Origin of the sequence: Pseudomonas sp. Irchel s3f7, assembly GCF_900187615.1 — a bacterium.
Taxonomy (GTDB): domain Bacteria; phylum Pseudomonadota; class Gammaproteobacteria; order Pseudomonadales; family Pseudomonadaceae; genus Aquipseudomonas.
Map to the genome: position 1 here is coordinate 87,860 of NZ_FYDO01000020.1, position 23,303 is coordinate 111,162.

The following is a 23,303-nucleotide window of genomic DNA, read 5'->3' on the forward strand; positions in this document are numbered from 1 at the left end:
ATTTCACGGAGCGTCCTGCATGTCCGGCAATACCTACGGCAAGCTATTCACTGTCACCACCGCGGGCGAAAGCCATGGTCCGGCGTTGGTCGCCATTGTCGATGGCTGTCCGCCGGGCCTGGAGATCTCCCTTGAGGATCTGCAGCGCGACCTGGATCGCCGCAAGCCCGGCACCAGCCGCCACACCACCCAGCGCCAGGAAGCCGACGAAGTCGAAATCCTCTCGGGTGTGTTCGAAGGTCGTACCACCGGTTGCGCCATTGGCCTGCTGATCCGCAACACCGACCAGAAGTCCAAGGACTACTCGGCGATCAAGGATCTGTTCCGCCCGGCCCACGCCGACTACACCTACCATCACAAATACGGCGAGCGCGATTATCGCGGCGGCGGCCGCAGTTCGGCCCGTGAAACCGCGATGCGCGTGGCGGCCGGTGCGATTGCGAAGAAGTACCTGGCCAGCCAGGGCATCGTCATTCGCGGCTACATGAGCCAGCTCGGACCGATCGAAATCCCGTTCAAGACCTGGGATTCGGTGGAAGAGAACGCGTTCTTCAGCCCGGACCCGGACAAAGTGCCTGAGCTGGAGGCCTATATGGACCAGCTGCGTCGCGACCAGGATTCGGTCGGCGCGAAAATCACCGTGGTGGCCGAAGGTGTGATGCCGGGCCTCGGCGAGCCGATTTTCGACCGCCTCGACGCGGAGCTGGCCCATGCGCTGATGAGCATCAACGCGGTCAAGGGCGTTGAGATCGGCGCCGGTTTCGCCAGCGTCGCCCAGCGCGGCACCGAACATCGTGACGAAATGACCCCGGAAGGTTTCCTCAGCAACAATGCTGGCGGCATTCTCGGCGGTATTTCCTCCGGTCAGCCAATCGTCGCTCACCTGGCGTTGAAGCCAACCTCGAGCATCACCACGCCGGGCCGCTCCATCGACATCCATGGCAACCCGGTCGAGGTCATCACCAAGGGTCGCCATGACCCGTGTGTCGGCATCCGTGCCACGCCGATTGCCGAAGCGATGATGGCCATCGTGCTGATGGACCACCTGCTGCGTCACCGTGGGCAGAACGCCGATGTGCGGGTGAGCACGCCGGTGCTGGGTCAGCTTTAATGGCTGACCTCAAAGCCGCTGCTGTCTGATGACGACAGCGGCGCTGCCGTACTGGCGGCTCTCCAGTTTCTATCTGTTCTATTTCGCCTTGCTCGGTTCGACGGCGCCGTTTCTGGCGCTGTACTTCGATCACCTGGGTTTCAGCGCCGCGCGCATCGGCGAACTGGTGGCGATCCCGATGCTGATGCGCTGCGTGGCGCCGAACATCTGGGGCTGGCTGGGCGACTACACCGGGCGGCGGCTGGCCATCGTGCGTTTCGGCGCGGTGTGCACGCTGCTGACGTTCTCGCTGATTTTCGTCAGCAAGTCCTACGCCTGGCTGGCGATGGTCATGGCTTTGCACGCCTTTTTCTGGCACGCGGTGTTGCCGCAGTTCGAAGTCATTACCCTGGCGCATTTGCAGGGCCAGACCTCGCGCTACAGCCAGATTCGCTTGTGGGGCTCGATCGGTTTCATCATCACCGTGGTGGCGCTGGGCCGGTTGTTCGAATGGCTGAGCCTGGACATCTACCCGGCGGCGCTGGCGCTGATCATGGCTGGCATCGTGCTCAGCAGCCTGTGGGTACCGAACGCGCAACCGGCGCCGGGCAATCGGGTGGCGGGGGAGGGCTTTCTCAGACAATTGCGCAACCCCGGCGTGTTGGCGTTTTACGGCTGTGTGGCGCTGATGCAGATGAGCCACGGGCCGTATTACACATTTTTGACCCTGCACCTTGAGCGATTGGGTTACAGCCGTGGCGTGATCGGCATGCTCTGGGCGGTCGGCGTGGTCGCCGAAGTCCTGATGTTTTTGGCCATGAGCAAGATCCTCGCGCGGTTCTCCCTGCGCCGGGTGCTGATGGCGAGTTTTCTGCTGGCGGCGCTGCGCTGGTTGCTGCTCGGGTCGTTGGCTGAATTTTTGTGGGTGTTGCTGTTTGCCCAGGTATTGCACGCGGCGACTTTCGGCAGCTTTCACGCCGCTGCCATTTCATTCGTGCAACGTAGCTTCGGTGCGCGCCAGCAAGGGCAAGGCCAGGCGTTGTACGCCGCATTGGCCGGCACCGGCGGCGCATTGGGCGCTTTGTATTCCGGCTATAGCTGGAACACGCTCGGCGCCGCATTGACCTTTAGTATTGCCAGCCTCGCCGCTGTCGCGGCTGCCGTTATCATTGCCACATGTATGCAAGAGGACAGGCCATGAGCCTTACCCGTGAACACCTCGCCCAGGAAATCATCGACGCCGGGCGTTTTCTGTATGGCCGCGGCTGGTCGCCGGCCACCAGTAGCAATTATTCGACCCGACTGTCACCGACCGAAGCCTTGCTGACTGTATCCGGCAAGCACAAAGGCCAGTTGGGCCAGGACGATGTGCTGGCCACCGACCTCTCGGGCAACAGCCTGGAGCCGGGCAAGAAACCGTCCGCCGAAACCCTGCTGCACACCCAGCTCTATAGCTGGCGGGCGGAAATCGGTGCCGTGCTGCACACCCATTCGGTGAACGCCACGGTGCTGTCGCGCCTGACGCCGCAAGACTTCATCGAGTTCGAAGACTATGAACTGCAAAAGGCCTTCAGCGGTGTGACGACCCACGAATCCCGGGTGCGGGTGCCGATTTTCGACAACGACCAGGACATTGCACGCCTGGCCGCCAAGGTGCAGCCTTGGCTCGACGCCCATCCCGATTGCGTCGGTTACCTGATTCGCGGTCATGGCCTCTACACCTGGGGCGCACGCATGAGCGATGCCCTGCGGCAGATCGAGGCCTTTGAATTTTTGTTCGAGTGCGAGTTGAAAATGCGCTCGCTCTTTAAAGCTTGAACCGTTAAGGAGTTGCCCTGATGAGCAGCCTGTCCGTCTATCACGTCTCCAGCCCTGAAATCCCCAACAAGGTGCTGACCCATTTCGAAGACATCGCCTCGACCCTGGCCGAGCAGGGCGTGCGTTTCGACCGTTGGCAGGCCGCTGCGAAACTCCAGCCGGGCGCCAGCCAGGAAGAAGTGATCGCCGCCTATCAGACGCAAGTCGACCAGTTGATGAGCGAACGCGGCTACATCACCGTCGATGTGATCAGCCTCAACAGCGATCACCCGCAAAAAGTCGAACTGCGCGCCAAGTTCCTCAACGAACACCGCCATGGCGAGGACGAAGTGCGCTTTTTCGTCGCCGGGCGTGGCTTGTTTACCCTGCACATCGACGATTATGTCTACGCCGTGCTCTGCGAGAAAAACGACCTGATTTCGGTGCCGGCCGGTACCAAGCACTGGTTCGACATGGGTGAGCATCCGCATTTCATCGCGATTCGCCTGTTCAACAACCCGGAAGGCTGGGTCGCCAATTTCACCGGCGAAGACATCGCCAACCAATTCCCGCGTCTGGAGGACTGAGTCGATGCCGATCAAAGCGATCCTCACCGACATCGAAGGCACCACCAGCGCGGTGAGTTTTGTGTTCGACGTGCTGTTTCCCTACGCCGCCAAACACCTGCCGGACTTTGTCCGCCAGAACGCCGCGCGTGCCGATGTGGCCGCGCAACTCACTGCCGTGCGCAGCGACAGCCAGGAGCCGAACGCTGACGTCGAGCGCGTCATCGAGATCCTGCTGGGCTGGATCGCCGAGGACCGCAAGGCCACGCCATTGAAGGCGTTGCAGGGAATGGTCTGGGAGCAGGGATACCAGGCCGGGCAATTGAAGGGCCACGTGTACCCGGACGCCGTTGAAGCGCTCAAGCGCTGGCATCAGGACGGCTATCAACTGTTTGTGTACTCGTCCGGTTCGATCCAGGCTCAACGCCTGATCTTCGGCTGCTCGGAGGCGGGGGATTTGACGCCGCTGTTCAGTGGCTACTTCGACACCACGTCAGGACCCAAGCGCGAGGCGCAGTCCTACGCCAACATCACGCAGGCGATCAACGTCGAGGCGGGGCAGATTCTGTTTCTGTCAGATATCGTTCAAGAGCTGGACGCTGCACGTGAAGCCGGGATGGCCACGTGCGGCCTGGCCCGTGAGGGCGGGGAACTAACAGGACATGTCACCGCGGACAGCTTTGCGCGGATAGATCCTGCTGTCTTCTAAACACTACAAAACCTGTAGGAGCAAGCTTGCTCGCGATTGCGATCTGTCATTCAACATCAATGTTGATTGACACCCCGCTATCGCGAGCAAGCTCGCTCCTACAGTTTTTTACAGCGAGTGATAAGTCGGCAGCGCAAACCGTTGCTGACTTTGCAGCATGCAAATCTGCGGCAGCTCACTGGCCTGTTCCGCGAGATCACGGCGTATGGCGCTGATGACCCACGACAGTTGGTCACCATTGTGCAATTGCTGATAGGAAATCGAGCGTTTGAACACTTTGCCCTCAGCACTCAGGGTCAGCAGGATTCCGCCGTCAGGCCGATTCTGGGTGGTGACTTCGAAGTTGGAGAACAATGACGAAAATTTTTCCTGGATCAGGTTCATGTCTTTCGGCTCCGTTGGCTTTTAATGGCAAGCATGCGGAGAGGGTTGCAGTGATTGTGCCAGCATTTGTTTTTTAGAAAATCCTATAAAAAACGATGACTTGGTTTTTGTGGTGATTTTTGCTTTCGTGCATTCTGCATGAATGGCCATCGTGCATCCTGCATTTTGCGAGGTCGCTCGGCGACTCGATGGAACCATTGCGCAAGCCCGGGTTCGCGATGAGAGGCGGATTGCGGAACAACTTGCGGACCAAGGTCGCGGACCAAGGTCGCAGATACAAAACATTTCAAAAACCGCGTGTACAGCTCAAGAACCGTTGACGTATTTTCGGGTTCAATCACCGTTGCCCGACAATAAAAAGATCGAACGGGAGCTAGCATGAGCCGTACATCGAAGGACACGATTACCTGGAGCATGATGCTCCGCAAGCTGCCTTCCATTGCCAAAGCCATCCCACGGGTGGTGAAAGGCATGAAGGTCGCAAACGTCACGGACCCGACCCAGTCGTGCGGTCTGGGCTGGAGTTTCGAGCAGGCCACGTTGCGCAACCCCGATGGCCCGGCCCTGCTGCAGGGCCCGGTGACGCTGAGCTACACCGACGTCAACCAGTGGGCCAATCGCATCGCCCATCACCTGATCAGCCAAGGCATCGGCAAGGGCGATGTGGTGGCGGTGTTCATCGAAAACCGTCCGGAACTGCTGGTGACCATTCTGGCCGTGGCCAAGGTCGGGGCGGTCAGTGCGCTGGTCAACACCTCGCAGACCCGCGACACCCTGGTGCACAGTCTGAACCTGGTGGCGCCGAAGGCGATGGTGATCGGCGAGGAATTGGTCCCAGCCTATTCGGCGGTCCGTGAGCGGGTGGCGATCGAAGCCAGACGCACCTGGTTTGTCGCCGACAAGGATACCTCTCGCCAACCGGGTATTGCCCCCGAAGGCTTCATCAATCTAATGACCGCCAGCCTCGACGCGTCCAGCGACAATCCGCTCAGCAGCCGGCAGATTTTCTTCGACGACCCTTGTTTCTATATCTACACCTCGGGCACCACGGGCTTGCCCAAGGCCGGCGTGTTCAAGCATGGCCGCTGGATGCGCAGCTCCGCGAGCTTCGGGATGATCGCCCTGGATATGCAGCCGGACGACATCGTCTACTGCACCTTGCCGCTGTATCACGCCACTGGGCTGTGTGTGTGCTGGGGTTCGGCCATCAGCGGCGCTTCCGGTTTTGCCATCCGCCGAAAATTCAGCGCCAGTCAGTTCTGGAATGACGTGCGTCAGTACCGGGCCACCACCATCGGCTACGTCGGTGAATTGTGCCGGTATCTGGTGGACCAGCCACCCAGCGCCGAGGACAACCGGCACGGCGTAAAGAAAATGATCGGCAACGGCCTGCGTCCCGGGGCCTGGAACGCGTTCAAGACCCGGTTTGCGGTCAATCACATTTGCGAGCTCTACGCGGCCAGCGATGGCAACATCGGCTTCACCAACATTCTGAATTTCGATAACACCATCGGTTTTTCCCTGATGTCCTGGGAACTGGTGGCGTATGACCACGACAGCGGGGCGCCAATCCGTGATGCCAAGGGCCTGATGCGCAAAGTCGCCAAGGGCGAGCAGGGTTTGTTGCTGGCGAAAATCGACGACAAGGCCCCGCTGGATGGTTACACCGATCCGCAGAAGACCGCCAAGGTGGTGCTTGATGATGTGTTCGAGAAGGGTGACCGTTACTTCAATACCGGTGACTTGCTGCGTAACATCGGTTTCGGTCACGCGCAGTTTGTCGATCGCCTGGGCGATACCTATCGCTGGAAGGGCGAAAACGTCTCGACCACCGAGGTCGAGAACATCCTCCTGCAACATCCGCATATTTCCGAGGCCGTGGCTTACGGCGTGGAAATCCACAACACCAATGGCCGGGCCGGCATGGCGGCGATCACGCCCGCCGAATCCCTGGCGACCCTGGATTTCAGTGAACTGCTGGCCTTCGCCCAACAGCAAATGCCGTCTTATGCCGTGCCGCTGTTCCTGCGGGTGAAAGTGAAAATGGAAACCACCGGAACCTTCAAGTACCAGAAGACCCGTCTCAAGGACGAAGCTTTCGACCCGGGCAAGACTGGTGATGATCCGATCTACGCCTGGCTGCCCGGGACGCAGACTTACGTGCAGGTGACCGAGCAGTTGCTGTCTGACATTCACAGCGGCAAGTACCGCTATTGAATCTGGCTATGGCGACCCATGAGAAAAAACAAGTGACAGTGTCGGACGCGCTCGGGAAACTGTCGGCTTTTACGAATGACAGAAAACGGAGTGCCCGATGTCAGACAAAAGCCGCCAGATGACCCCCGAAGAAGCTGCCGAATTTGCCGAACAGGTATTCAACAAGGCACGGGAAGGTGATGCGGCAATGATGGCCGCGCTGCTGAGCAAGGGGTTGCCGCCGAACCTGCGCAATCACAAGGGTGACACCCTGCTGATGCTGGCCGCCTACCACGGCCACGTGGACACGGTGAAAGTCCTGCTGGAGCACAAGGCCGACCCGGAGATCCGCAACGACAACGGCCAGAGCCCGATTGCCGGTGCTGCCTTCAAGGGCGATCTCGCGGTGATCAAGGCCTTGGTCGAAGGTGGTGCGCAGGTTGAAGGTTCGTCTTTCGATGGCCGCACGGCGCTGATGATGGCAGCGATGTTCAACCGCGTTGAAGTGGTCGACTACCTGATCAGCAAAGGCGCCGACCCGAAAGCCAAGGATGCCAATGGCATCACGGCACTGGACGCGGCCAGAACCATGGGTGCTTCCGATGCTGTTGCTCAGTTGGAAAAATTGCTGGGTTGATTGGTTTCAAAAGATCGCAGCCTGCGGCAGCTCCTACATTGGGAGGGTGTCCCTCTGTAGGAGCTGCCGCAGGCTGCGATCTTTTTGGTCATTTGAACCTATCCTTGCGGTATCCTTCGCGCCCTCAAAATTCCCTTCGCTACAGGATCCGCCCATGAAAACCGCACTCGTCGAACTCATCAGCAAAATCAGCTCCGGGTGCATGGGCGAAGACGAAATCCTCAAGGTCGCCGACGAAGCGGCTCAGGCCTACGCCGATCCAGCGGCGTTTCTGACGGCCAATCCGGACATCAACTACGACGAGACTTTCCCGATCCCGCTGGGTGAATGGGTCGTCGTCGGCAGCCTGCCGGAGACCGTGCTGTTCCAGGCGGACACCTACATGGACCTGTTCGCCCAGATCGTTGCCTCGTTCGGCCCTGGCATCGATTTCAACATCAAACCCAAGCAATTGGCCAAGACCGAAGCCTTGACCGCGCTCAATCGCATCCAGGTGCAGATGAGCAGCCTGAACAAGGAAAACGGCGGTTACACGCTGATGAACTTCAGCCAGCTGCTGGACGACGAGTTGCAAGTGGTGCTGGTCTTCGGCAACGACGTGCCGCGAGTGCTGGAATTGTGCGCCGAAGTCGGCATCGCCGCCGCGCCGTCGCTGGAAGCCCTGAAAGTGGCCATCCACGTCTGATCGCAAAACAAAGTCAAATTAAGGATGCCTGCGCGACGACGGACTATCCTAAGCGGGCTTATCACTCTTTCGGAGCATCACCATGGGTTCAACGTTCAACAATCTGGTTGCCTTGATCATTTTCGTCCTGGACATCTGGGCCATCATCAATGTGGTCAAAAGCAGCACCGGGACCGGCATGAAAGTCGTCTGGGTGTTGTTGATCGCGCTGTTGCCGGTGCTGGGGTTGATCATCTGGGCCATTGCCGGACCGCGGGGCAATGTCAAAATCTGAACAAGCGACACTGAACCGGTAGGAACGTGGCTTGCCCGCGATGCACACGACGCGGTCTGCCCGATAGAGCGAGGCGATCCTATCGCGGGCAAGCCTCGCTCCCACAGGATTGTGGCGAGCCGATCAACAGAGGTTCGACCTGTCATGTTCCGCAACGTAGAATGCGCGCCTTTCCCGGTCAATCGAGCCGATCGATTGGCCATCATGGGCGGGTAACCGTCCGTTGCCACCCGCATTCATCGGAGCACTTCCCATGAGCAACATCCCCGCCAGCGACTACCTGGAAACCCTCTACGAAGGCTACGGCCAGCGTTTTCGCATGGAAAAACTGCTGCACGAAGTGCGCACCGAACACCAGCACCTGGTGATCTTCGAAAACCCGCGCATGGGCCGCGTGATGGCACTGGACGGCGTGATCCAGACCACCGAAGCCGACGAATTCATCTACCACGAAATGCTCACCCACGTGCCGATCCTGGCCCATGGCGCAGCCAAACGCGTGCTGATCATCGGCGGCGGTGACGGCGGCATGTTGCGCGAAGTGGCCAAGCACCGCAGCGTCGAACACATCACCATGGTCGAGATCGACGGTACCGTGGTCGACATGTGCAAGGAATTCCTGCCGAACCATTCCAAGGGTGCGTTCGATGATCCACGCCTGAACCTGGTGATCGACGACGGCATGCGTTTCGTCGCCACCACCACCGAAAAATTCGACGTGATCATTTCCGACTCCACCGACCCGATCGGCCCGGGTGAAGTGTTGTTCTCGGAAAATTTCTACCAGGCCTGCCACCGCTGCCTGAATGAGGGCGGCATCCTGGTGACGCAGAACGGCACACCGTTCATGCAGATCGAAGAAGTGAAGACTACCGCCGGTCGCCTGCGCAGCCTGTTCCCCGACTGGCACTTCTACCAGGCCGCCATACCGACCTACATCGGCGGCGCGATGACCTTCGCCTGGGGCGCAACCGACACGGCTTATCGCAAACTGTCGCGCGACACCCTGCAACAACGCTTCGCCGGCAGCGGCATCGTCACCCGCTACTACAACCCGGAAATCCACATCGGCGCCTTCGCCCTGCCGCAGTACGTGCTGCAAGCGGTGAACAAGCCAAGCAACGACTGATGGATTGAAACGTAGACCTGTAGGAGCGAGCCTGCTCGCGATGGACGTGAACGATGACGCGGGATGTCTGATTTAACGCGGCGTTCTCAAGTTTTTCGCGAGCAGGCTCGCTCCTACAGAGATCTGCGATGGGTGCAGATCCGGCGGAACATTAGACAGCTGACAAGGTCGAGATAGGTGTAAGCCCGTCCATGGGTTTTATCGAGGAGGCACCAATGCAAAAGTGGAAAGTCACCTTCGTAGATGATCACGGCGAACAAGTTGACGAAGTATTCGAGAGCGCGGAATGCCCGAACAACGAGCAGGCCGCCAAACTCATCAAGGAACGCTTCCTTCCTGTCGCCGCCGAACTGGATCTGAACGATCTGGAAGGGCGTACCGCCGATGCAGGCGTCAAAAGCCTCAAAAGCCAGAACAGCATTCAAATCCTCGGCATTACGCCAATCTGAACATCTCCTGTCGCATTCTCATCCAGACCTTGGCAGCAGCTCTATCTTGAAGCTACTCTGCAATCGAGATCAGCGAACGGATCGCTAAGGTCTGGTCTTGTCAGCTCCATGCTTGTTTCCCGTCGGCACATCGGTTGCCGTCGCTCGCGCTGTTCGGTTGCGGGCGCTGGGAGTACGGAAAGTCTATCCATCGTTTGAGGAGGACGTTTCATGAGCACAGCCTATCAAGAAGACATCAGCAGCAGCGTGTTGCGCCGCATGAAAGAAGGCGGTTTTGATTTTTCACGGTTTCATCCCATCGAGTTCTACGCCATTTTCCCGGACGAGGAGCGGGCGCGCAGGGCGGCAGGTCATTTTCATCGTGGTGAATCCCTGAATGCGCAGATCAGCGTGCGTGACGACGGTGCCTGGGCGTTGGAGTTGAGTAAAGTCATGTATGCCACTTACGACGACATCGGCGATTTCGAACAGGGTTTCGAAGCGGTGGTCGAGCCATTAGGGGGCATTATTGAAGGCTGGGGTGTGAAACAGGAGGTACGAGGGCGACTCGCATAAAATTATGAACAGTGACAACCAGCAAATGACGGCTGACCTTCGGGTTGGCCGTTTTCGTTTTTGCCGTCGATCATGAGGCCACGACTCTCCGGCTTTTCGTAGGAGCTGGCTTGCCAGCGAAGGCGTCTTTGAAGTGCAGCACATGACTCATAGGCCCCCATCGCCAGCAAGCCGGCTCCTACCGACTATGCTGGTCGTAGGCGTTCATCACGCCTTGTAATGGAGCGGGGGCGATCGGGTTGGGGTAATTACCGCACAGGATTGGTGCGGTGCATGCGTTGTGATTATCCAACCGATTGATATCAAAGCGTTTCTGCCGATGGCACGGGCCTTGCGAAGGCCTGCATGTCCGGGTGACAAGGAGTACGGCATGATCCGCACCTATTTTGATGAGATGTACGATGCCGGCGGCCAGGTCCGCCCGCATTATCGGGAGTTTGCCCGTTGGCTTGCCGAGACGCCTGACGAGCTTCTGGCACAACGGCGACGCGAGGCCGATCTGTTATTTCATCGCGCCGGGATTACATTCACGCTCTATGGGGACGAGCAGGGGACAGAGCGCCTGATTCCCTTCGACACCATCCCCCGCAGCATTCCCGCCAGCGAATGGCGGGTGGTCGAACGTGGCTGCATTCAACGGGTCAAGGCGTTGAACATGTTCCTCGCCGACCTCTACCACGAGCAACGCATCATCAAGGCCGGCATCATTCCGGCCGAGCAAGTGCTGGCCAACGAGCAGTATCAATTGGCGATGCAGGGGCTGGATCTGCACCGCGATATTTACTCGCACATTTCCGGCGTCGATCTGGTCCGTGACGGCGACGGCACGTATTACGTGCTCGAAGACAATCTGCGCACGCCCAGCGGCGTCAGCTACATGCTCGAAGACCGCAAGATGATGATGCGTCTGTTCCCCGAGCTGTTCGCGGCGCAACGCATTGCCCCTATCGATCACTACCCGAATCTGTTGCTCGACACCCTGAAAAGCTCCAGCCCTATCGACAATCCGAACGTGGTGGTGCTGACGCCGGGGCGCTTCAACAGCGCGTTCTTCGAGCACGCGTTTCTGGCGCGGGAAATGGGCGTGGAACTGGTGGAAGGCGCGGACTTGTTCGTGCGCGATGACAAGGTCTACATGCGCACCACCGACGGGCCGAAAGCTGTCGACGTGATCTACCGGCGCCTCGACGATGCATTTCTCGACCCACTGGCGTTCAACCCGGAATCGATGCTCGGCGTGCCGGGACTGCTGTCGTCCTACCGCTCCGGCAATGTCGTATTGGCCAATGCCATCGGCACCGGCGTGGCGGACGACAAATCGGTGTATCCGTTCGTCACCGACATGATCCGCTTCTATCTGGATGAAGAACCGATCCTGAAGAACGTGCCCACGTGGCAGTGTCGTAATCCCTCTGAGCTTTCCCACGTGCTGGCCAATCTGCCAGAACTGGTGGTCAAGGAAACCCAGGGCTCCGGCGGTTACGGAATGTTGGTGGGGCCTGCGGCGACGGCGGCGGAAATCGAAGCGTTCCGTGCGCGCATCATCGCCAAACCCCATGCCTATATCGCGCAACCGACGTTGTCGTTGTCGACCTGTCCGACGTTTGTCGAAAACGGCATCGCACCGCGCCATATCGACCTGCGTCCGTTTGTCTTGTCTGGCCGTGAAACCCGGGTCGTGCCCGGCGGTTTGACCCGTGTCGCGCTGCGTGAAGGCTCCCTGGTGGTGAATTCATCCCAGGGTGGCGGAACCAAGGACACCTGGGTGGTCGAGGAATGAAGGAAGCCTGACATGTTAAGTAGAACTGCCTCGGATTTGTATTGGATGTCGCGTTACCTGGAGCGGGCGGAAAACCTCGCACGGATGCTCGATATCAGTTATTCGCTGTCGCTGATGCCACAGGATGGCCGTGGCAACGGTCTGCACGAACTGGCGATGCCGCTGCTGATTACCGGCACCCTGGAGGATTACCTCGAACGCCACGGCGAACTGCATGCCGAACGGCTGCTGCATTTTTTCGCCCTGGATGCGGCCAACCCGGCGAGCATCTACAGTTGTCTCGGCGCGGCGCGGGCCAGTGCCCATGCGGTGCGTGGGCGAATTACTGCCGACATGTGGGAAAACATCAACGCGACCTGGCTGGAGATTCGCGGCATCGCCCAACAGGGGCTGAGCCGCTACGGCATGAGCCGTTTCTGCGAGTGGATCAAGGAACGTTCCCACCTGTTCCGAGGTGCGTCCTACGGCACCATCATGCGTAACGACGCGTTCCGTTTCATTCGCCTGGGGACGTTTATCGAAAGGGCCGACAACACGCTGCGACTGCTCGATGCCCGCTACGAAATGGCCGGTGATCAAGCGGAAGCGGTCAGCGATGGCACGGCTCACGCGTATTACCAGTGGAGCGCTCTGCTGCGGGCCTTGTCGTCATTCGAGGCATACACCGAAATTTACCGTGACGCGCCAGGCGCTCGGCATGTCGCCGAATTGCTGTTGCTGCGGGCCGACGTGCCGCGCTCCCTGCGCGCCTGCACTGAAGAAATCGACCAGATCCTCGCCCAGTTGCCAGGGGCCAATGGCCGTCCCGCACAACGGCTGGCCGCGGAAATGGACGCACGGCTGCGCTACACCGGCATCAACGAAATTCTTGACGAAGGCCTGCACGCCTGGCTGACCGAGTTCATCCCGCTGGTGCGCCAGTTGGGCAACGCCATTCACAGTTCTTACCTGGAGGCTGCATGAGACTTTCCATTAGCCACGAAACCACCTATCACTACGAGGATCAGGTGCGGGCGAGCATCCAGTACCTGCGACTGACACCCCACGACAGCGAGCGCCAGCATGTGCTCAGCTGGCAGCTCGATTTGCCGCGCCCGGTGCGTGCGCAACTCGATCCGTTCGGCAACATCCTGCACGTGCTGACCATGGATGAACCCCATGAGGCGATCATCATCGGGGCCCGGGGCCAGGTTGATATCGATGAATTGAGCGAGGCCGAGCATGAGAGCCAGTCCGCGCTGCCGTTCCTGCGATTCACCCGATTGACCGAAGCCGATGCTGCCCTGCGCGCATTCGCCGAGAAGGAGTGCAAGCAACGTCGCGATCGCACGGCACTGATCGATTTGATGCATGGGCTCAATCAGCACATGACCTATACGCCGGGCTCCACCGAGGTCGACACCAGCGCGGCCCAGGCCTTCGCCGGGCGCTCGGGCGTGTGTCAGGACCACACCCATGCGTTCCTGGCCTGCACCCGCAGCCTGGGCATTCCGGCGCGTTATGTGTCGGGGTATTTGTACAGCGAGAACTGCGAGCATCTGGCCAGTCACGCCTGGGCTGAAGCCTGGCTGGATGACGCGTGGTACAGCTTCGACGTGACCAACGAACTGGCCCGGCCGGAACGTCACCTGAAACTCGCTGTGGGCCTGGATTACCTCGATGCCTGCCCGGTCCGCGGCATGCGCCGTGGCGGTGGCTGCGAACAGATGCACGCCAAGGTACTGGTGTCACCGACGCCCGCGCCGGTGATTTCCGTGCAACAGCAATAACCTGACAGGTCACCCTCGTAGGCGCTGCCGCTGACTGCGATCTTTTGATACTAAAGATCAAAAGATCGCAGCCTGCGGGGGAGGTTGGTCAGGGTTGGATTTTGCGCCCCGCCATGTGTTTCAAATACCCCACCAACATCCCCAGGTCCTCATCCGGCAACACCTGCGTCGAGAACCCGGGCATCTTCGCCTGCGGCCACTGACGCAGACTCTGCGGATCACGGATGTAGCGCTTGAGGAAGTCCGCGCCGAAATACTCGGTCGGGTTGTACGGAATGTTCAGGTCCGGCCCGAACTGCGCATCCCCGGCACCGTTCAATCGATGACAGGCCAGGCAGTTTTTCTGAAACAGCGCAAAGCCCTTGTTCACCGGATCGTCCGCCTTCAACGCCGGATCGGGCAGCAGGGCAGGGAAGCGCTCCGCCACCGGGGCCATGCGCTTGATGCTGGCGACTTCGAACGGCCATTGCTCCGGGCTGATGTTGCCGGCCTGCGGATCGGTCCACACCAGGTAAAACGGCCCGGCGCTGTGTTTGCCTTCGGCCATGGGTGGCCACGGTTGTTTCGGGTCTTCAATCGCCAGCCAGGCCCGGGCACCCTGGGTATTGAGCAGCGGCGCGGCGGCCATCTCGGCGGCAAAGCCATCCAGCGCCACCGCTTGCAGATGATCGTCAGGCTTGATGCCAGTCAGCAACGCCGCCACCGGCACGGCGCGATAGCTCATGTTCCGTTTATAGGAAACGTCGTTGCTGATGTTGATGGTTTGAACTTGAGGATGCTTGAGCAGCGCCTCGGTTTGCCAGGTGCGACTGTTCGCGCCCAGCTCCAGATTCAGCTGTGCGGCCAGCAGGGGCGTGCCGAACAGCAAGGCCCCCAACGCAATAAGCTTTTTCAATGGATCGCCATCCCTGTCATGGAAGTGCCGCAAAGATTGGCACAGCCATGCTGGCCCGGGTAGCGAGCCAGTTACATTTTTATCTTGGCGATATAAAAAACCGTGGCGCCGAATGTTACGAACGACTAGCCGATCACCTTGGTCAGGTTCGGCAGAATCAACAACAACGTAGTGGCGAAAAGAATGAGCCCGGCTTGACGTACTTTTGATTGTTTGAACATGGCTTGACCGCCTTTATTGTTATTTCCTGATGCCTGCCTGCATTGCTCCGTATTGGCAGGACGATGCACTTCCTGTAACGACGAGCGCCTCGGCAAAACCCGACGACAACTTCGTACAAGTTCACCTTAGAGTCCGCGGCGCGCTTGGTTTAGATCCATTTCATATGGTGTTCGCAGAATTTGCTCTAAAAAAGGTATGAGGCCTATTGCCAGCTCCTTTGCCGCCCGTTGGCTAGACAGCTTGGCGTCCTGAAACGGTTAATCCGATAGCCGACTACCGTTCGTCTGAGCGTGAGCGTCAACGTCTGTGAGCGCTGCGGTCATTGAATCAAACCCGGCTCGGGCCAAGAGTGAGCATTCTGAATTTACTCACCTGCACTGCGGTTCGAGGACGTCATGACCCAAGCTTTGATATTCGACGCGTTACGCACGCCCCGTGGCAAAGGCAAGGCTGACGGCGCCTTGCACAGCGTCAAACCGGTGAACCTGGTCGCCGGTTTGCTCACTGCCCTGCAACAGCGGACCGCCCTCGATACCAGCCAGGTCGATGACGTGGTGCTCGGCTGCGTGACGCCGATCGGCGATCAGGGTTCCGACATTGCCAAGACCGCGGCCCTGGTGGCTGATTGGGACGTCAGCGTGGCGGGGGTGCAGATCAACCGGTTCTGCGCGTCGGGCCTGGAAGCGGTGAATCTGGGGGCGATGAAAGTGCGTTCCGGCTTCGAAGACCTGGTGGTGGTCGGTGGCGTCGAATCCATGTCGCGGGTGCCGATGGGCAGCGATGGCGGGGCGTGGGCGCTGGACCCGGCCACCAACCTGCACAGCCATTTCACCCCACAAGGGGTGGGCGCCGACCTGATTGCCACGCTTGAAGGCTTCAGTCGCCATGACGTCGATGCCTACGCGCTGCATTCCCAGCAAAAGGCCGCGCGGGCACGGGCTGATGGCTCGTTCAAAAAATCACTGGTGCCGGTGCAGGACCAGAACGGCATCATCCTGCTCGATCATGATGAATTCATCCGCGACGACTCGACGCTCGAAGGCCTGGGCAAACTCAAGCCGAGCTTTGAAATAATGGGGCAAATGGGCTTCGATGCCACCGCGCTGCGGGTCTACAGCCATGTCGAGCGGATCAACCACGTCCACACCCCCGGCAACAGCTCCGGGATCGTCGACGGCGCGGCACTGATGCTGATCGGCTCCGAGGCCAAGGGCCGGGCGCTGGGCTTGCAGCCACGGGCGCGAATCGTCGCCACGGCGGTCACCAGCACCGATCCGACCATCATGCTCACCGGTCCTGCACCGGCCACGCGCAAGGCACTGGCCAAGGCCAGGCTGCGGGTCGAAGACATCGACCTGTTCGAAGTCAACGAGGCCTTCGCCTCGGTGGTGCTGAAGTTCATCAAGGACATGGCGGTCGACCCGGACAAGGTCAACGTCAACGGTGGTTCCATCGCCATGGGCCACCCGCTGGGCGCCACCGGTTGCGCCATCCTCGGTACGTTGCTCGATGAGCTGGAAACCCGGCGCCTGCGCTATGGCCTCGCGACGTTGTGTGTCGGCGGCGGCATGGGCATTGCCACCATCATCGAACGCCTCTGAGCCCCGAATCCAAGGAAACGCATACATGACCGAAGCCATTCGTTACGAAAAGGGCCAGGACGGGATCGTCACCCTGACCATCGACATGCCGGGCCAGAGCGCCAACACCATGAACGCGGTGTATCGCGAGGCCATGGCTGACTGTGTCGCCCGCCTTGTGGCCGACAAGGAAAACATCGCCGGCGTGATCATCACCTCGGCCAAGAAAACCTTTTTTGCCGGCGGCGACCTCAATGAACTGATCAAGATTGGCAAACCCGAAGCCAAAGCCTTCTACGGCAGGGTGTTGACCCTCAAAGGTCAGTTACGCACCCTGGAAACCCTCGGCAAACCAGTGGTCGCGGCCATCAACGGCGCGGCGCTCGGCGGAGGCTGGGAAATCTGCCTCGCCTGTCATCACCGGGTCGCAGTGGACAATTCGTCAGTGCAGCTCGGCCTGCCGGAAGTGACCCTTGGCCTGTTGCCGGGCGGCGGCGGGGTGGTGCGCATGGTGCGCATGTTGGGCCTCGAAAAAGCGCTGCCGTATTTGCTCGAAGGCAAGAAAGTACGGCCGCAGCAAGCGCTGCAGGCGGGATTGATCGATGAACTCGCGGCAGATGGCGAAGAGTTGCTGGCCAAGGCACGGGCCTGGATTCTCGCCAATCCTGCGGTCGTGCAACGTTGGGATGTGAAGGGCTATCAGATTCCCGGCGGTACGCCGTCGAACCCGAAAGTGGCGCAAATGCTGGCTATCGCGCCGTCCATCTTGCGCAGCAAAACCCAGGGCACGCTGCCCGCACCGGAGAAAATTCTCTGCGCGGCGGTCGAGGGCGCCCAAGTGGATTTCGACACCGCACACTTGATCGAAACCCGTTACTTCACCGAGTTGACCACCGGCCAGGTGTCGAAAAACCTGATCGGCACCTTCTGGTTCCAGCTCAACGAAATCAACGCGGGCGGTTCGCGGCCTCAGGGGCATGCCCCTTATGTCACCCGTAAAGTCGGCGTGCTCGGCGCCGGAATGATGGGCGCCGGTATCGCGTTTGTCAGTGCCTCGGCCGGTATCGACGTGGTGCTCAAGGACATCAACCTGGCAGCGGCCGAGAAGGGCAAGGCGCACTCGGCGGCGTTGCTGGATAAAAAAGTCGCTCGCGGACAGATGACCACCGAACAACGAGACGCCGTGCTTGGCCGTATCCAGCCCAGCGAAAGCGATGCTGACCTGAGTGGCTGCGATCTGGTCATCGAAGCCGTGTTCGAGGATCGTGAGCTGAAGGCCAGGGTTTCATTGGCGGCGCAGAAAGTTGTCGGTGCGGACGCCGTGATCGCTTCGAATACCTCGACCCTGCCGATCAGCGGCCTTGCCACGGCCGTGCCGGACCCAAGCAAATTCATCGGCCTGCATTTCTTCAGTCCCGTGGAAAAAATGCCATTGGTGGAGATCATCAAAGGCGCCAACACCAGCGATGAAACCCTGGCCCGAGGCTTCGATTTCGTCCTGCAAATCAAGAAGACCCCGATTGTGGTCAACGACAGTCGCGGCTTCTTCACTTCACGGGTGTTTGGCACTTTCACCAACGAAGGCATCGCCATGCTCGGCGAAGGCGTCAGTGCGCCGATGATCGAGACTGAGGCCCGCAAGGCCGGCATGCCTGTCGGGCCTCTGGCGATCTCCGACGAAGTTTCCCTCAGCCTCATGAGCCATATCCGCGCGCAAACCGCCAAAGACCTGCAGGCAGAAGGGAAACCGCTGATAGAGCATCCGGCGTTCGCCGTGATTGACTTGCTGCTCAATGAATACAAGCGTCCGGGCAAGGCCGCTGGAGGCGGTTTTTACGAGTATCCGGCGAGCGGGCAAAAGCATCTGTGGCCGGAGCTGAAAACCCGCTTCGAAAAAGCCGATGGGCAGATTTCGCCAAAGGATGTACGTGATCGCCTGTTGTTCGTGCAGGCCATCGAAACCGTGCGCTGCGTGGAGGAGGGCGTGCTGACTTCGACGGCGGACGCCAACGTCGGCTCGATCTTCGGCATCGGTTTTGCCGCATGGACGGGCGGTGCATTGCAGTTTATCAACCAGTACGGCGTGCAGGACTTCGTTGCCCGAGCGCAGTATCTGGCCAGGCAATACGGCGAGCGCTTCGCGCCGCCTGCGCTGTTGCTCGAAAAAGCCGCAAAAGGAGAGCCGTTCTAAAGGGTGTGATGGTGCATTTCGGGGCTTGCCTTGGCACCGTGTTTCGAGGCAGGCTCTGGGGTGTGCATTATTCCCATCACGTGTCAGGTATTTTTTATGTCGTTACGCATCTGCATTCTGGAAACCGACAACCTGCGTCCGGAATTGGTCGACCAATATCAGGGCTACGGGCAGATGTTCAAACACCTGTTTTCGCAGCAACCCATTGCTGCTGAATTCACGACCTACAACGTGGTTCAGGGCGACTATCCCGATGATGAGCAGACCTTCGACGCCTATCTGGTGACGGGCAGCAAGGCCGACTCCTTCGGCACCGACCCGTGGATCGAAACCCTCAAGGCCTACCTGCTGACCCGCTACGAGCGTGGCGACAAACTGTTGGGCGTGTGCTTTGGCCATCAATTGCTGGCGCTGCTGTTGGGTGGCAAGAGCGAACGCGCGACCCAGGGCTGGGGCGTCGGCACGCACAACTACAAACTGGCTGCCAAGGCGCCGTGGATGAACCCGGTGCGTGAAGAGCTGACCTTGTTGATCAGCCACCAGGACCAAGTGACCTCACTGCCGGAAAACGCCACGGTGATCGCCTCCAGCGATTTTTGCCCGTTTGCCGCGTACCACATCAACGATCAGGTGCTGTGCTTCCAGGGCCATCCGGAGTTCATTCATGACTACTCCCGGGCATTGCTGGAAATTCGCCAGCAGGCGCTGGGCGAGCAGGTTTACTCGAAAGGCATCGCCAGCCTGGAGCAGGAACACCACGGCACAACGGTTGCCGAATGGATGATGCGGTTTGTGGCGCACAAGCCGGCAAACCAAGCTATTTAACAGGCGCAACCTCACCTGTGGTGAGGGAGCTTGCTCCCTCACCACAAAGTCTGTCAGAGCCACCCTGACTTCTTGAAGCTCGCCCACAAACTCACACACCCCACGGCAATAAATCCCAACACGGCGAAATATCCGTAGTGCCAGGTCAACTCCGGCATGTTCTGGAAGTTCATCCCGTAAATCCCCGCCACCGCTGTCGGGAACGCCAGAATCGCCGCCCATGCGGCAAACTTGCGTTGCACCACGCTCTGACGTGACGCCTCTAGCAAAACGCCGACCTCGATGGTCTGGCTGGCAATGTCCGCGAGCGTCGTAAGGTCTTCCATCTGCCGCGTGACATGAATCTGCACATCACGAAAATACGGGCGCATGTTCTTGTCGATGAACGGAAAGCTCAGCTTTTGCAATTCCTCGCCGATCTCCACCATCGGCGCTGCAAATCGGCGCAAGCGCAACACATCGCGGCGCAGGCTGTGGAGTTTTTGAATGTCGTGCTCGTTCAGGGAACTGCTCATGACATTGCGTTCCAGCTCGTCGATTTCCCCATGGATCGCTTCGCCCATCGGCTGGTAGTTTTCAATCACGAAATCGAGGATGGCATAGAGAACGAAATCTTCCCCGTGTTCGAGCAATATCGGACGCGCCTCACAACGCTGTCGGACAGACGCGTAGGACGCCGAATGACCGTTGCGCGCAGTAATGATGTATCCATTGCCGGCAAAGATATGCGTCTCGATGAACTTGAGTTTGCCGTCCTCCCGTATTGGTGAATACGTGACGATGAACAGCGCATCACCAAAGGTTTCGAGTTTTGGTCGACTGTGTTTTTCCAGAGCGTCTTCGATGGCCAGTTCATGCAGGTTGAACTGGCGTTGCAGATTGAACAGCTCCTCTGCATTCGGCTCTTCGAGGCCGATCCAGACGAAGTGCCCCGGCTTTGCAGCCCAGGCCGCGCCTTCGTCGAGGGTGATATCAGTGACTTTCTTACCCGCGCTGTAAACGGCAGCAGCAACAACTCTACCCATGGTTTTGATTCACTTATTGGTAGCTCTTATGGTTATTGTTTATTTCTAAAGGCGCTCAGCTTAGCCTTCTGCTCCTTGAGAGTCAGTGAATTCTGCCGAGTTCGCCAGCATAAGTTTGCAGGCAAAAGAAAACCCGCACTGGGCGGGTTTTGTTTTCAGGCGGCTTGCAGTTGCCGGTCCATCGATTCGATGCATTCGCGCATCTGTTCACGGCACTGGGCGATCAACGTCGGCATGTCGTCCAGGCTCAATCCAGCGGTAGGAATAGCCGGCAGCGAGCGAATCAGAATTTTCCCACTGTGCCAGCGGTTCAGTCGCATGTGCTTGACGTAACTGCTGACACACACCGGCACGATCGGCACTCCGGCAGCGATGGCCATCTGGAAGGCGCCTTTCTTGAACGGCAGCAACTCCTCACCCAGATTGCGCGTGCCTTCCGGGAACACCCAGATCGAGGTGTCTTCGTTTTGCAGGGTGTGGGTGGTGGTCAACATCGACTGGCGAGCTTTTTGCGCATTGCCACGGTCGATCAGTACGTTGCCGGCCAGCCAGAACAATTGGCCGAACAGTGGAACCCATTTCAGGCTCTTTTTGCCGATGCACACGGTACGGCGGGGCACCACGTTGCCGAACACAAACAAGTCATAGTTGGACTGATGGTTGGCGATGATCACGCAGCTCTCGGGCTTATCCAGCAACGGCCCGACTTCAGCTTTCACCCGCAGGCGCAAAATGCACATGGCCGGCCATGCATAGAGGCGCGCGCACAGGCGGCTATTGTCCGGATTGAACGGTCGGCACAGGCCGAGCATCACGCCCAGTACACCCGCCACAATAAAGTGCAGACCCATCAATGACATACGCAAAACAAACAGCATTTGCAGGCCCCACCGGGACAAAAGGTGGCGCAGTGTACGGATGTGCACTGTTTTCGGCAATTGCCGTTACAGATGTAGGAGATGGCCGATGTTTGTGCGTATGTTTCCGACTTGTTGGTCAGATGCAGCCTAGAGCGGTTACAGACATTTAACTGCGTTATGTACGAAAAAGCCCGACACGACGGTCGGGCTTTTCGTTATCGCAGCAAAGGACTCAGCCCAAATGCTCCTGGTCCTGAATGATTGCGCTATCCAGGGTCTCCAGCAGCGCTTTGCGCACTTTCAACTTGGTATTTTTATGGGCAGTCATGTTGATTTTCTTCAACTGACGAGCTGCCGCCAACGCAGCCCCCTGAAGCTCCTCGGCCGACACCACGACGTCGAGGAATCCAGCATCCACGGCGCTCTGCGGATTGAACATCTCACCGTTGATCACCGAGCGATGGAATGCCGACTTGCGCAGGCGATCACGGGCCAACTCAATACCGGCGTGGTGCATGGTCATGCCGATCTGCACTTCGTTCAGGCCAATGCTGAAGGCGCCGTCGACACCGATGCGGTAGTCGGCCGACAACAGCAAAAACGCGCCCTTGGCCACGGCATGCCCAGGGCATGCGACGATCACCGGGAACGGGTGCGAGAGCAGGCGGCGGGCCAGCGTCGAGCCGGAGGTCACCAGGGTCACCGCTTCCTTTGGCCCGGACGTCATCACCTTCAGGTCATAACCGCCGGACAGAATGCCTGGCTGACCGGTAATGATCACCACCGCACGATCAGCCACAGCCTGATCCAGCGCAGCGTTAAACGCAGCAATCACGTCCGGGGAGATGGCATTGACCTTGCCATTGCTCAAGGTCAGGGTCGCGATACCGTCTTCGAGATGGTAAGAAATCAACTCACTCATGACGCTAATCCTTTTAGTAAAGTTGCGCAGACGTTACCCACCGTCGCAGGCCAGGTAAAGCGCCGTGACTGACCCGCCAGTCACCCTTTTCCCGCCCGCCGAGCGTAGTCCGCCGTGCTGGCTGCCGATTTCCCTCTATATAGAAGAAGGCGCGAAGCCGGAGATTGGCCGGTTTGCCATGGGCCCAAGCAGGGGGAAACACCAGATTGCGTTAACCACATGAAAATTCTGAAAAAAATGTTTGCCATCGGAAATGCTTTCGACTACATTAGCGCGCCTCGACAGACAGAACATGTTTGAAGAGATACGGTGAAGTGTCCGAGTGGCTTAAGGAGCACGCCTGGAAAGTGTGTATACAGGAAACTGTATCGAGAGTTCGAATCTCTCCTTCACCGCCAAATTTAAACCTAAAGGCCCCGTTTTACGGGGCTTTTTTGTGCTCGCTGTATTTTGTTCCCCATCTGGATTTCGTTGATTTTCGCTCTGTGAACTCTGTCCTGCTTTCCGCCGGAGGCGTCACCCATTATTGCGGCGTGTGGGATTTTCTTCCGTGGCTCAATTGGCAGGTAGTTTTTCCGCACGCGTCTCTGTTTGCGCTCAAATCAACCTTTCGCTGACAACGTCATGCTCAAACGCAATGAAGTTGAGCGACCTCTGCACCCCCGTCATCCGCTTTTCGATCTCTCGACGTGCATCAGCCTCGTCGCCATTGAAAGGGGTGTGATTGATTTCCATCGACGATTCCCACATCACTAGCAGCTCC

The 23,303-nt window shown here is 59.0% G+C and carries 24 protein-coding genes and 1 tRNA gene; 19 read left to right on the top strand and 6 right to left on the bottom strand.

The window, feature by feature from the left end; all coding sequences use genetic code 11:
* Positions 1 to 19: 19 nt before the first annotated feature.
* From aroC to mtnC, 5 genes are read left to right on the top strand one after another with little or no spacing between them, the layout of a single operon-like run.
* A complete protein-coding gene (gene aroC, locus CKW19_RS18245; protein ID WP_095059105.1) occupies positions 20 to 1,111 on the top strand; it encodes a chorismate synthase in 1,092 nt (363 codons plus the stop codon).
* 28 nt (positions 1,112 to 1,139) lie between these two features.
* Positions 1,140 to 2,291, top strand: coding sequence for an MFS transporter (locus tag CKW19_RS18250; protein ID WP_095059106.1), 1,152 nt, complete (start codon positions 1,140 to 1,142; stop codon positions 2,289 to 2,291).
* Positions 2,288 to 2,908, top strand: a complete 621-nt coding sequence (locus CKW19_RS18255; protein ID WP_095059107.1) for a methylthioribulose 1-phosphate dehydratase — start codon at positions 2,288 to 2,290, stop codon at positions 2,906 to 2,908. The genes CKW19_RS18250 and CKW19_RS18255 overlap by 4 nt, the downstream gene beginning before the upstream one ends.
* 20 nt (positions 2,909 to 2,928) lie before the next feature.
* Positions 2,929 to 3,474 (top strand): acireductone dioxygenase, encoded by a 546-nt coding sequence (locus tag CKW19_RS18260; protein ID WP_095059108.1) that lies wholly within the window; start codon positions 2,929 to 2,931, stop codon positions 3,472 to 3,474.
* Positions 3,475 to 3,478: 4 nt separating this feature from the next.
* Positions 3,479 to 4,162 carry an acireductone synthase gene (mtnC, locus tag CKW19_RS18265; protein WP_095059109.1) on the top strand — a complete coding sequence of 228 codons (684 nt, stop codon included), beginning with the start codon at positions 3,479 to 3,481 and terminating at the stop codon, positions 4,160 to 4,162.
* Positions 4,163 to 4,270: 108 nt separating this feature from the next.
* On the opposite strand, the gene CKW19_RS18270 is transcribed toward mtnC, so the two are convergent.
* Entirely contained in the window at positions 4,271 to 4,546 is a 276-nt protein-coding gene (locus CKW19_RS18270) for a DUF3509 domain-containing protein (protein ID WP_095059110.1), read from the bottom strand.
* 378 nt (positions 4,547 to 4,924) lie between these two features.
* Between CKW19_RS18270 and CKW19_RS18275 the strand changes: the two genes are divergently transcribed.
* From CKW19_RS18275 to CKW19_RS18320, 10 genes are all read left to right on the top strand, one after another.
* The gene (locus CKW19_RS18275; protein ID WP_095059111.1) at positions 4,925 to 6,763 is read left to right on the top strand and encodes a long-chain-acyl-CoA synthetase; all 1,839 of its coding nucleotides are present in this window, start codon (positions 4,925 to 4,927) and stop codon (positions 6,761 to 6,763) included.
* A gap of 97 nt (positions 6,764 to 6,860) precedes the next feature.
* Positions 6,861 to 7,379: an ankyrin repeat domain-containing protein gene (locus CKW19_RS18280; protein WP_095059112.1), complete on the top strand. Its 519-nt coding sequence runs from the start codon at positions 6,861 to 6,863 to the stop codon at positions 7,377 to 7,379.
* A gap of 154 nt (positions 7,380 to 7,533) precedes the next feature.
* Positions 7,534 to 8,064 (top strand): hypothetical protein, encoded by a 531-nt coding sequence (locus CKW19_RS18285; RefSeq protein WP_095059113.1) that lies wholly within the window; start codon positions 7,534 to 7,536, stop codon positions 8,062 to 8,064.
* 82 nt (positions 8,065 to 8,146) lie between these two features.
* On the top strand, positions 8,147 to 8,338 hold the full coding sequence (locus CKW19_RS18290; protein WP_095059114.1) for a PLDc N-terminal domain-containing protein: 192 nt from the start codon (positions 8,147 to 8,149) through the stop codon (positions 8,336 to 8,338).
* Between the two features lie 253 nt (positions 8,339 to 8,591).
* The gene (gene speE, locus CKW19_RS18295; protein ID WP_095059115.1) at positions 8,592 to 9,467 is read left to right on the top strand and encodes a polyamine aminopropyltransferase; all 876 of its coding nucleotides are present in this window, start codon (positions 8,592 to 8,594) and stop codon (positions 9,465 to 9,467) included.
* Positions 9,468 to 9,682: 215 nt separating this feature from the next.
* Positions 9,683 to 9,916 (top strand): hypothetical protein, encoded by a 234-nt coding sequence (locus tag CKW19_RS18300; protein ID WP_095059116.1) that lies wholly within the window; start codon positions 9,683 to 9,685, stop codon positions 9,914 to 9,916.
* Positions 9,917 to 10,126: 210 nt separating this feature from the next.
* A complete protein-coding gene (locus CKW19_RS18305; RefSeq protein ID WP_053157306.1) occupies positions 10,127 to 10,471 on the top strand; it encodes a ribonuclease E inhibitor RraB in 345 nt (114 codons plus the stop codon).
* A gap of 370 nt (positions 10,472 to 10,841) precedes the next feature.
* Positions 10,842 to 12,251, top strand: a complete 1,410-nt coding sequence (locus CKW19_RS18310) for a circularly permuted type 2 ATP-grasp protein (RefSeq protein WP_095059117.1) — start codon at positions 10,842 to 10,844, stop codon at positions 12,249 to 12,251.
* Between the two features lie 12 nt (positions 12,252 to 12,263).
* A complete protein-coding gene (locus CKW19_RS18315) occupies positions 12,264 to 13,214 on the top strand; it encodes an alpha-E domain-containing protein (protein WP_095059118.1) in 951 nt (316 codons plus the stop codon).
* The gene (locus tag CKW19_RS18320; RefSeq protein ID WP_095059119.1) at positions 13,211 to 14,020 is read left to right on the top strand and encodes a transglutaminase family protein; all 810 of its coding nucleotides are present in this window, start codon (positions 13,211 to 13,213) and stop codon (positions 14,018 to 14,020) included. Before CKW19_RS18315 ends, CKW19_RS18320 begins: the two co-directional genes overlap by 4 nt.
* An 88-nt stretch (positions 14,021 to 14,108) precedes the next feature.
* Here the strand turns inward: CKW19_RS18320 and CKW19_RS18325 are convergent, their stop codons facing one another.
* Positions 14,109 to 14,915, bottom strand: a complete 807-nt coding sequence (locus CKW19_RS18325) for a cytochrome c (protein WP_256580350.1) — start codon at positions 14,913 to 14,915, stop codon at positions 14,109 to 14,111.
* Positions 14,916 to 15,532: 617 nt separating this feature from the next.
* On the opposite strand from CKW19_RS18325, the gene CKW19_RS18330 reads away from it, so the two are divergent.
* The 3 genes from CKW19_RS18330 (at position 15,533) to CKW19_RS18340 (ending at position 19,733) form a co-directional block, all read left to right on the top strand.
* Positions 15,533 to 16,738 carry an acetyl-CoA C-acetyltransferase gene (locus CKW19_RS18330; RefSeq protein ID WP_095059121.1) on the top strand — a complete coding sequence of 402 codons (1,206 nt, stop codon included), beginning with the start codon at positions 15,533 to 15,535 and terminating at the stop codon, positions 16,736 to 16,738.
* A 25-nt stretch (positions 16,739 to 16,763) separates the two neighbouring features.
* Complete coding sequence (locus tag CKW19_RS18335; protein WP_095059122.1) at positions 16,764 to 18,908, top strand: 3-hydroxyacyl-CoA dehydrogenase NAD-binding domain-containing protein; 2,145 nt, start codon at positions 16,764 to 16,766, stop codon at positions 18,906 to 18,908.
* A gap of 96 nt (positions 18,909 to 19,004) precedes the next feature.
* Positions 19,005 to 19,733, top strand: coding sequence for an amidotransferase (locus tag CKW19_RS18340; protein ID WP_095059123.1), 729 nt, complete (start codon positions 19,005 to 19,007; stop codon positions 19,731 to 19,733).
* A gap of 53 nt (positions 19,734 to 19,786) precedes the next feature.
* Here CKW19_RS18340 and CKW19_RS18345 read toward each other — a convergent pair whose 3' ends face one another.
* From CKW19_RS18345 to CKW19_RS18355, 3 genes are all read right to left on the bottom strand, one after another.
* Positions 19,787 to 20,758, bottom strand: a complete 972-nt coding sequence (locus CKW19_RS18345) for a magnesium and cobalt transport protein CorA (RefSeq protein WP_095059124.1) — start codon at positions 20,756 to 20,758, stop codon at positions 19,787 to 19,789.
* A 155-nt stretch (positions 20,759 to 20,913) separates the two neighbouring features.
* Complete coding sequence (locus CKW19_RS18350) at positions 20,914 to 21,636, bottom strand: 1-acyl-sn-glycerol-3-phosphate acyltransferase (protein ID WP_095059125.1); 723 nt, start codon at positions 21,634 to 21,636, stop codon at positions 20,914 to 20,916.
* 214 nt (positions 21,637 to 21,850) lie between these two features.
* Positions 21,851 to 22,540, bottom strand: coding sequence for a crotonase/enoyl-CoA hydratase family protein (locus tag CKW19_RS18355; RefSeq protein ID WP_095059126.1), 690 nt, complete (start codon positions 22,538 to 22,540; stop codon positions 21,851 to 21,853).
* A gap of 308 nt (positions 22,541 to 22,848) precedes the next feature.
* On the opposite strand from CKW19_RS18355, the gene CKW19_RS18360 reads away from it, so the two are divergent.
* A tRNA-Ser gene (locus tag CKW19_RS18360) sits at positions 22,849 to 22,938 on the top strand.
* Positions 22,939 to 23,137: 199 nt separating this feature from the next.
* Here the strand turns inward: CKW19_RS18360 and CKW19_RS28750 are convergent.
* A complete protein-coding gene (locus CKW19_RS28750; RefSeq protein WP_159953401.1) occupies positions 23,138 to 23,275 on the bottom strand; it encodes a hypothetical protein in 138 nt (45 codons plus the stop codon).
* Positions 23,276 to 23,303: the final 28 nt, after the last annotated feature.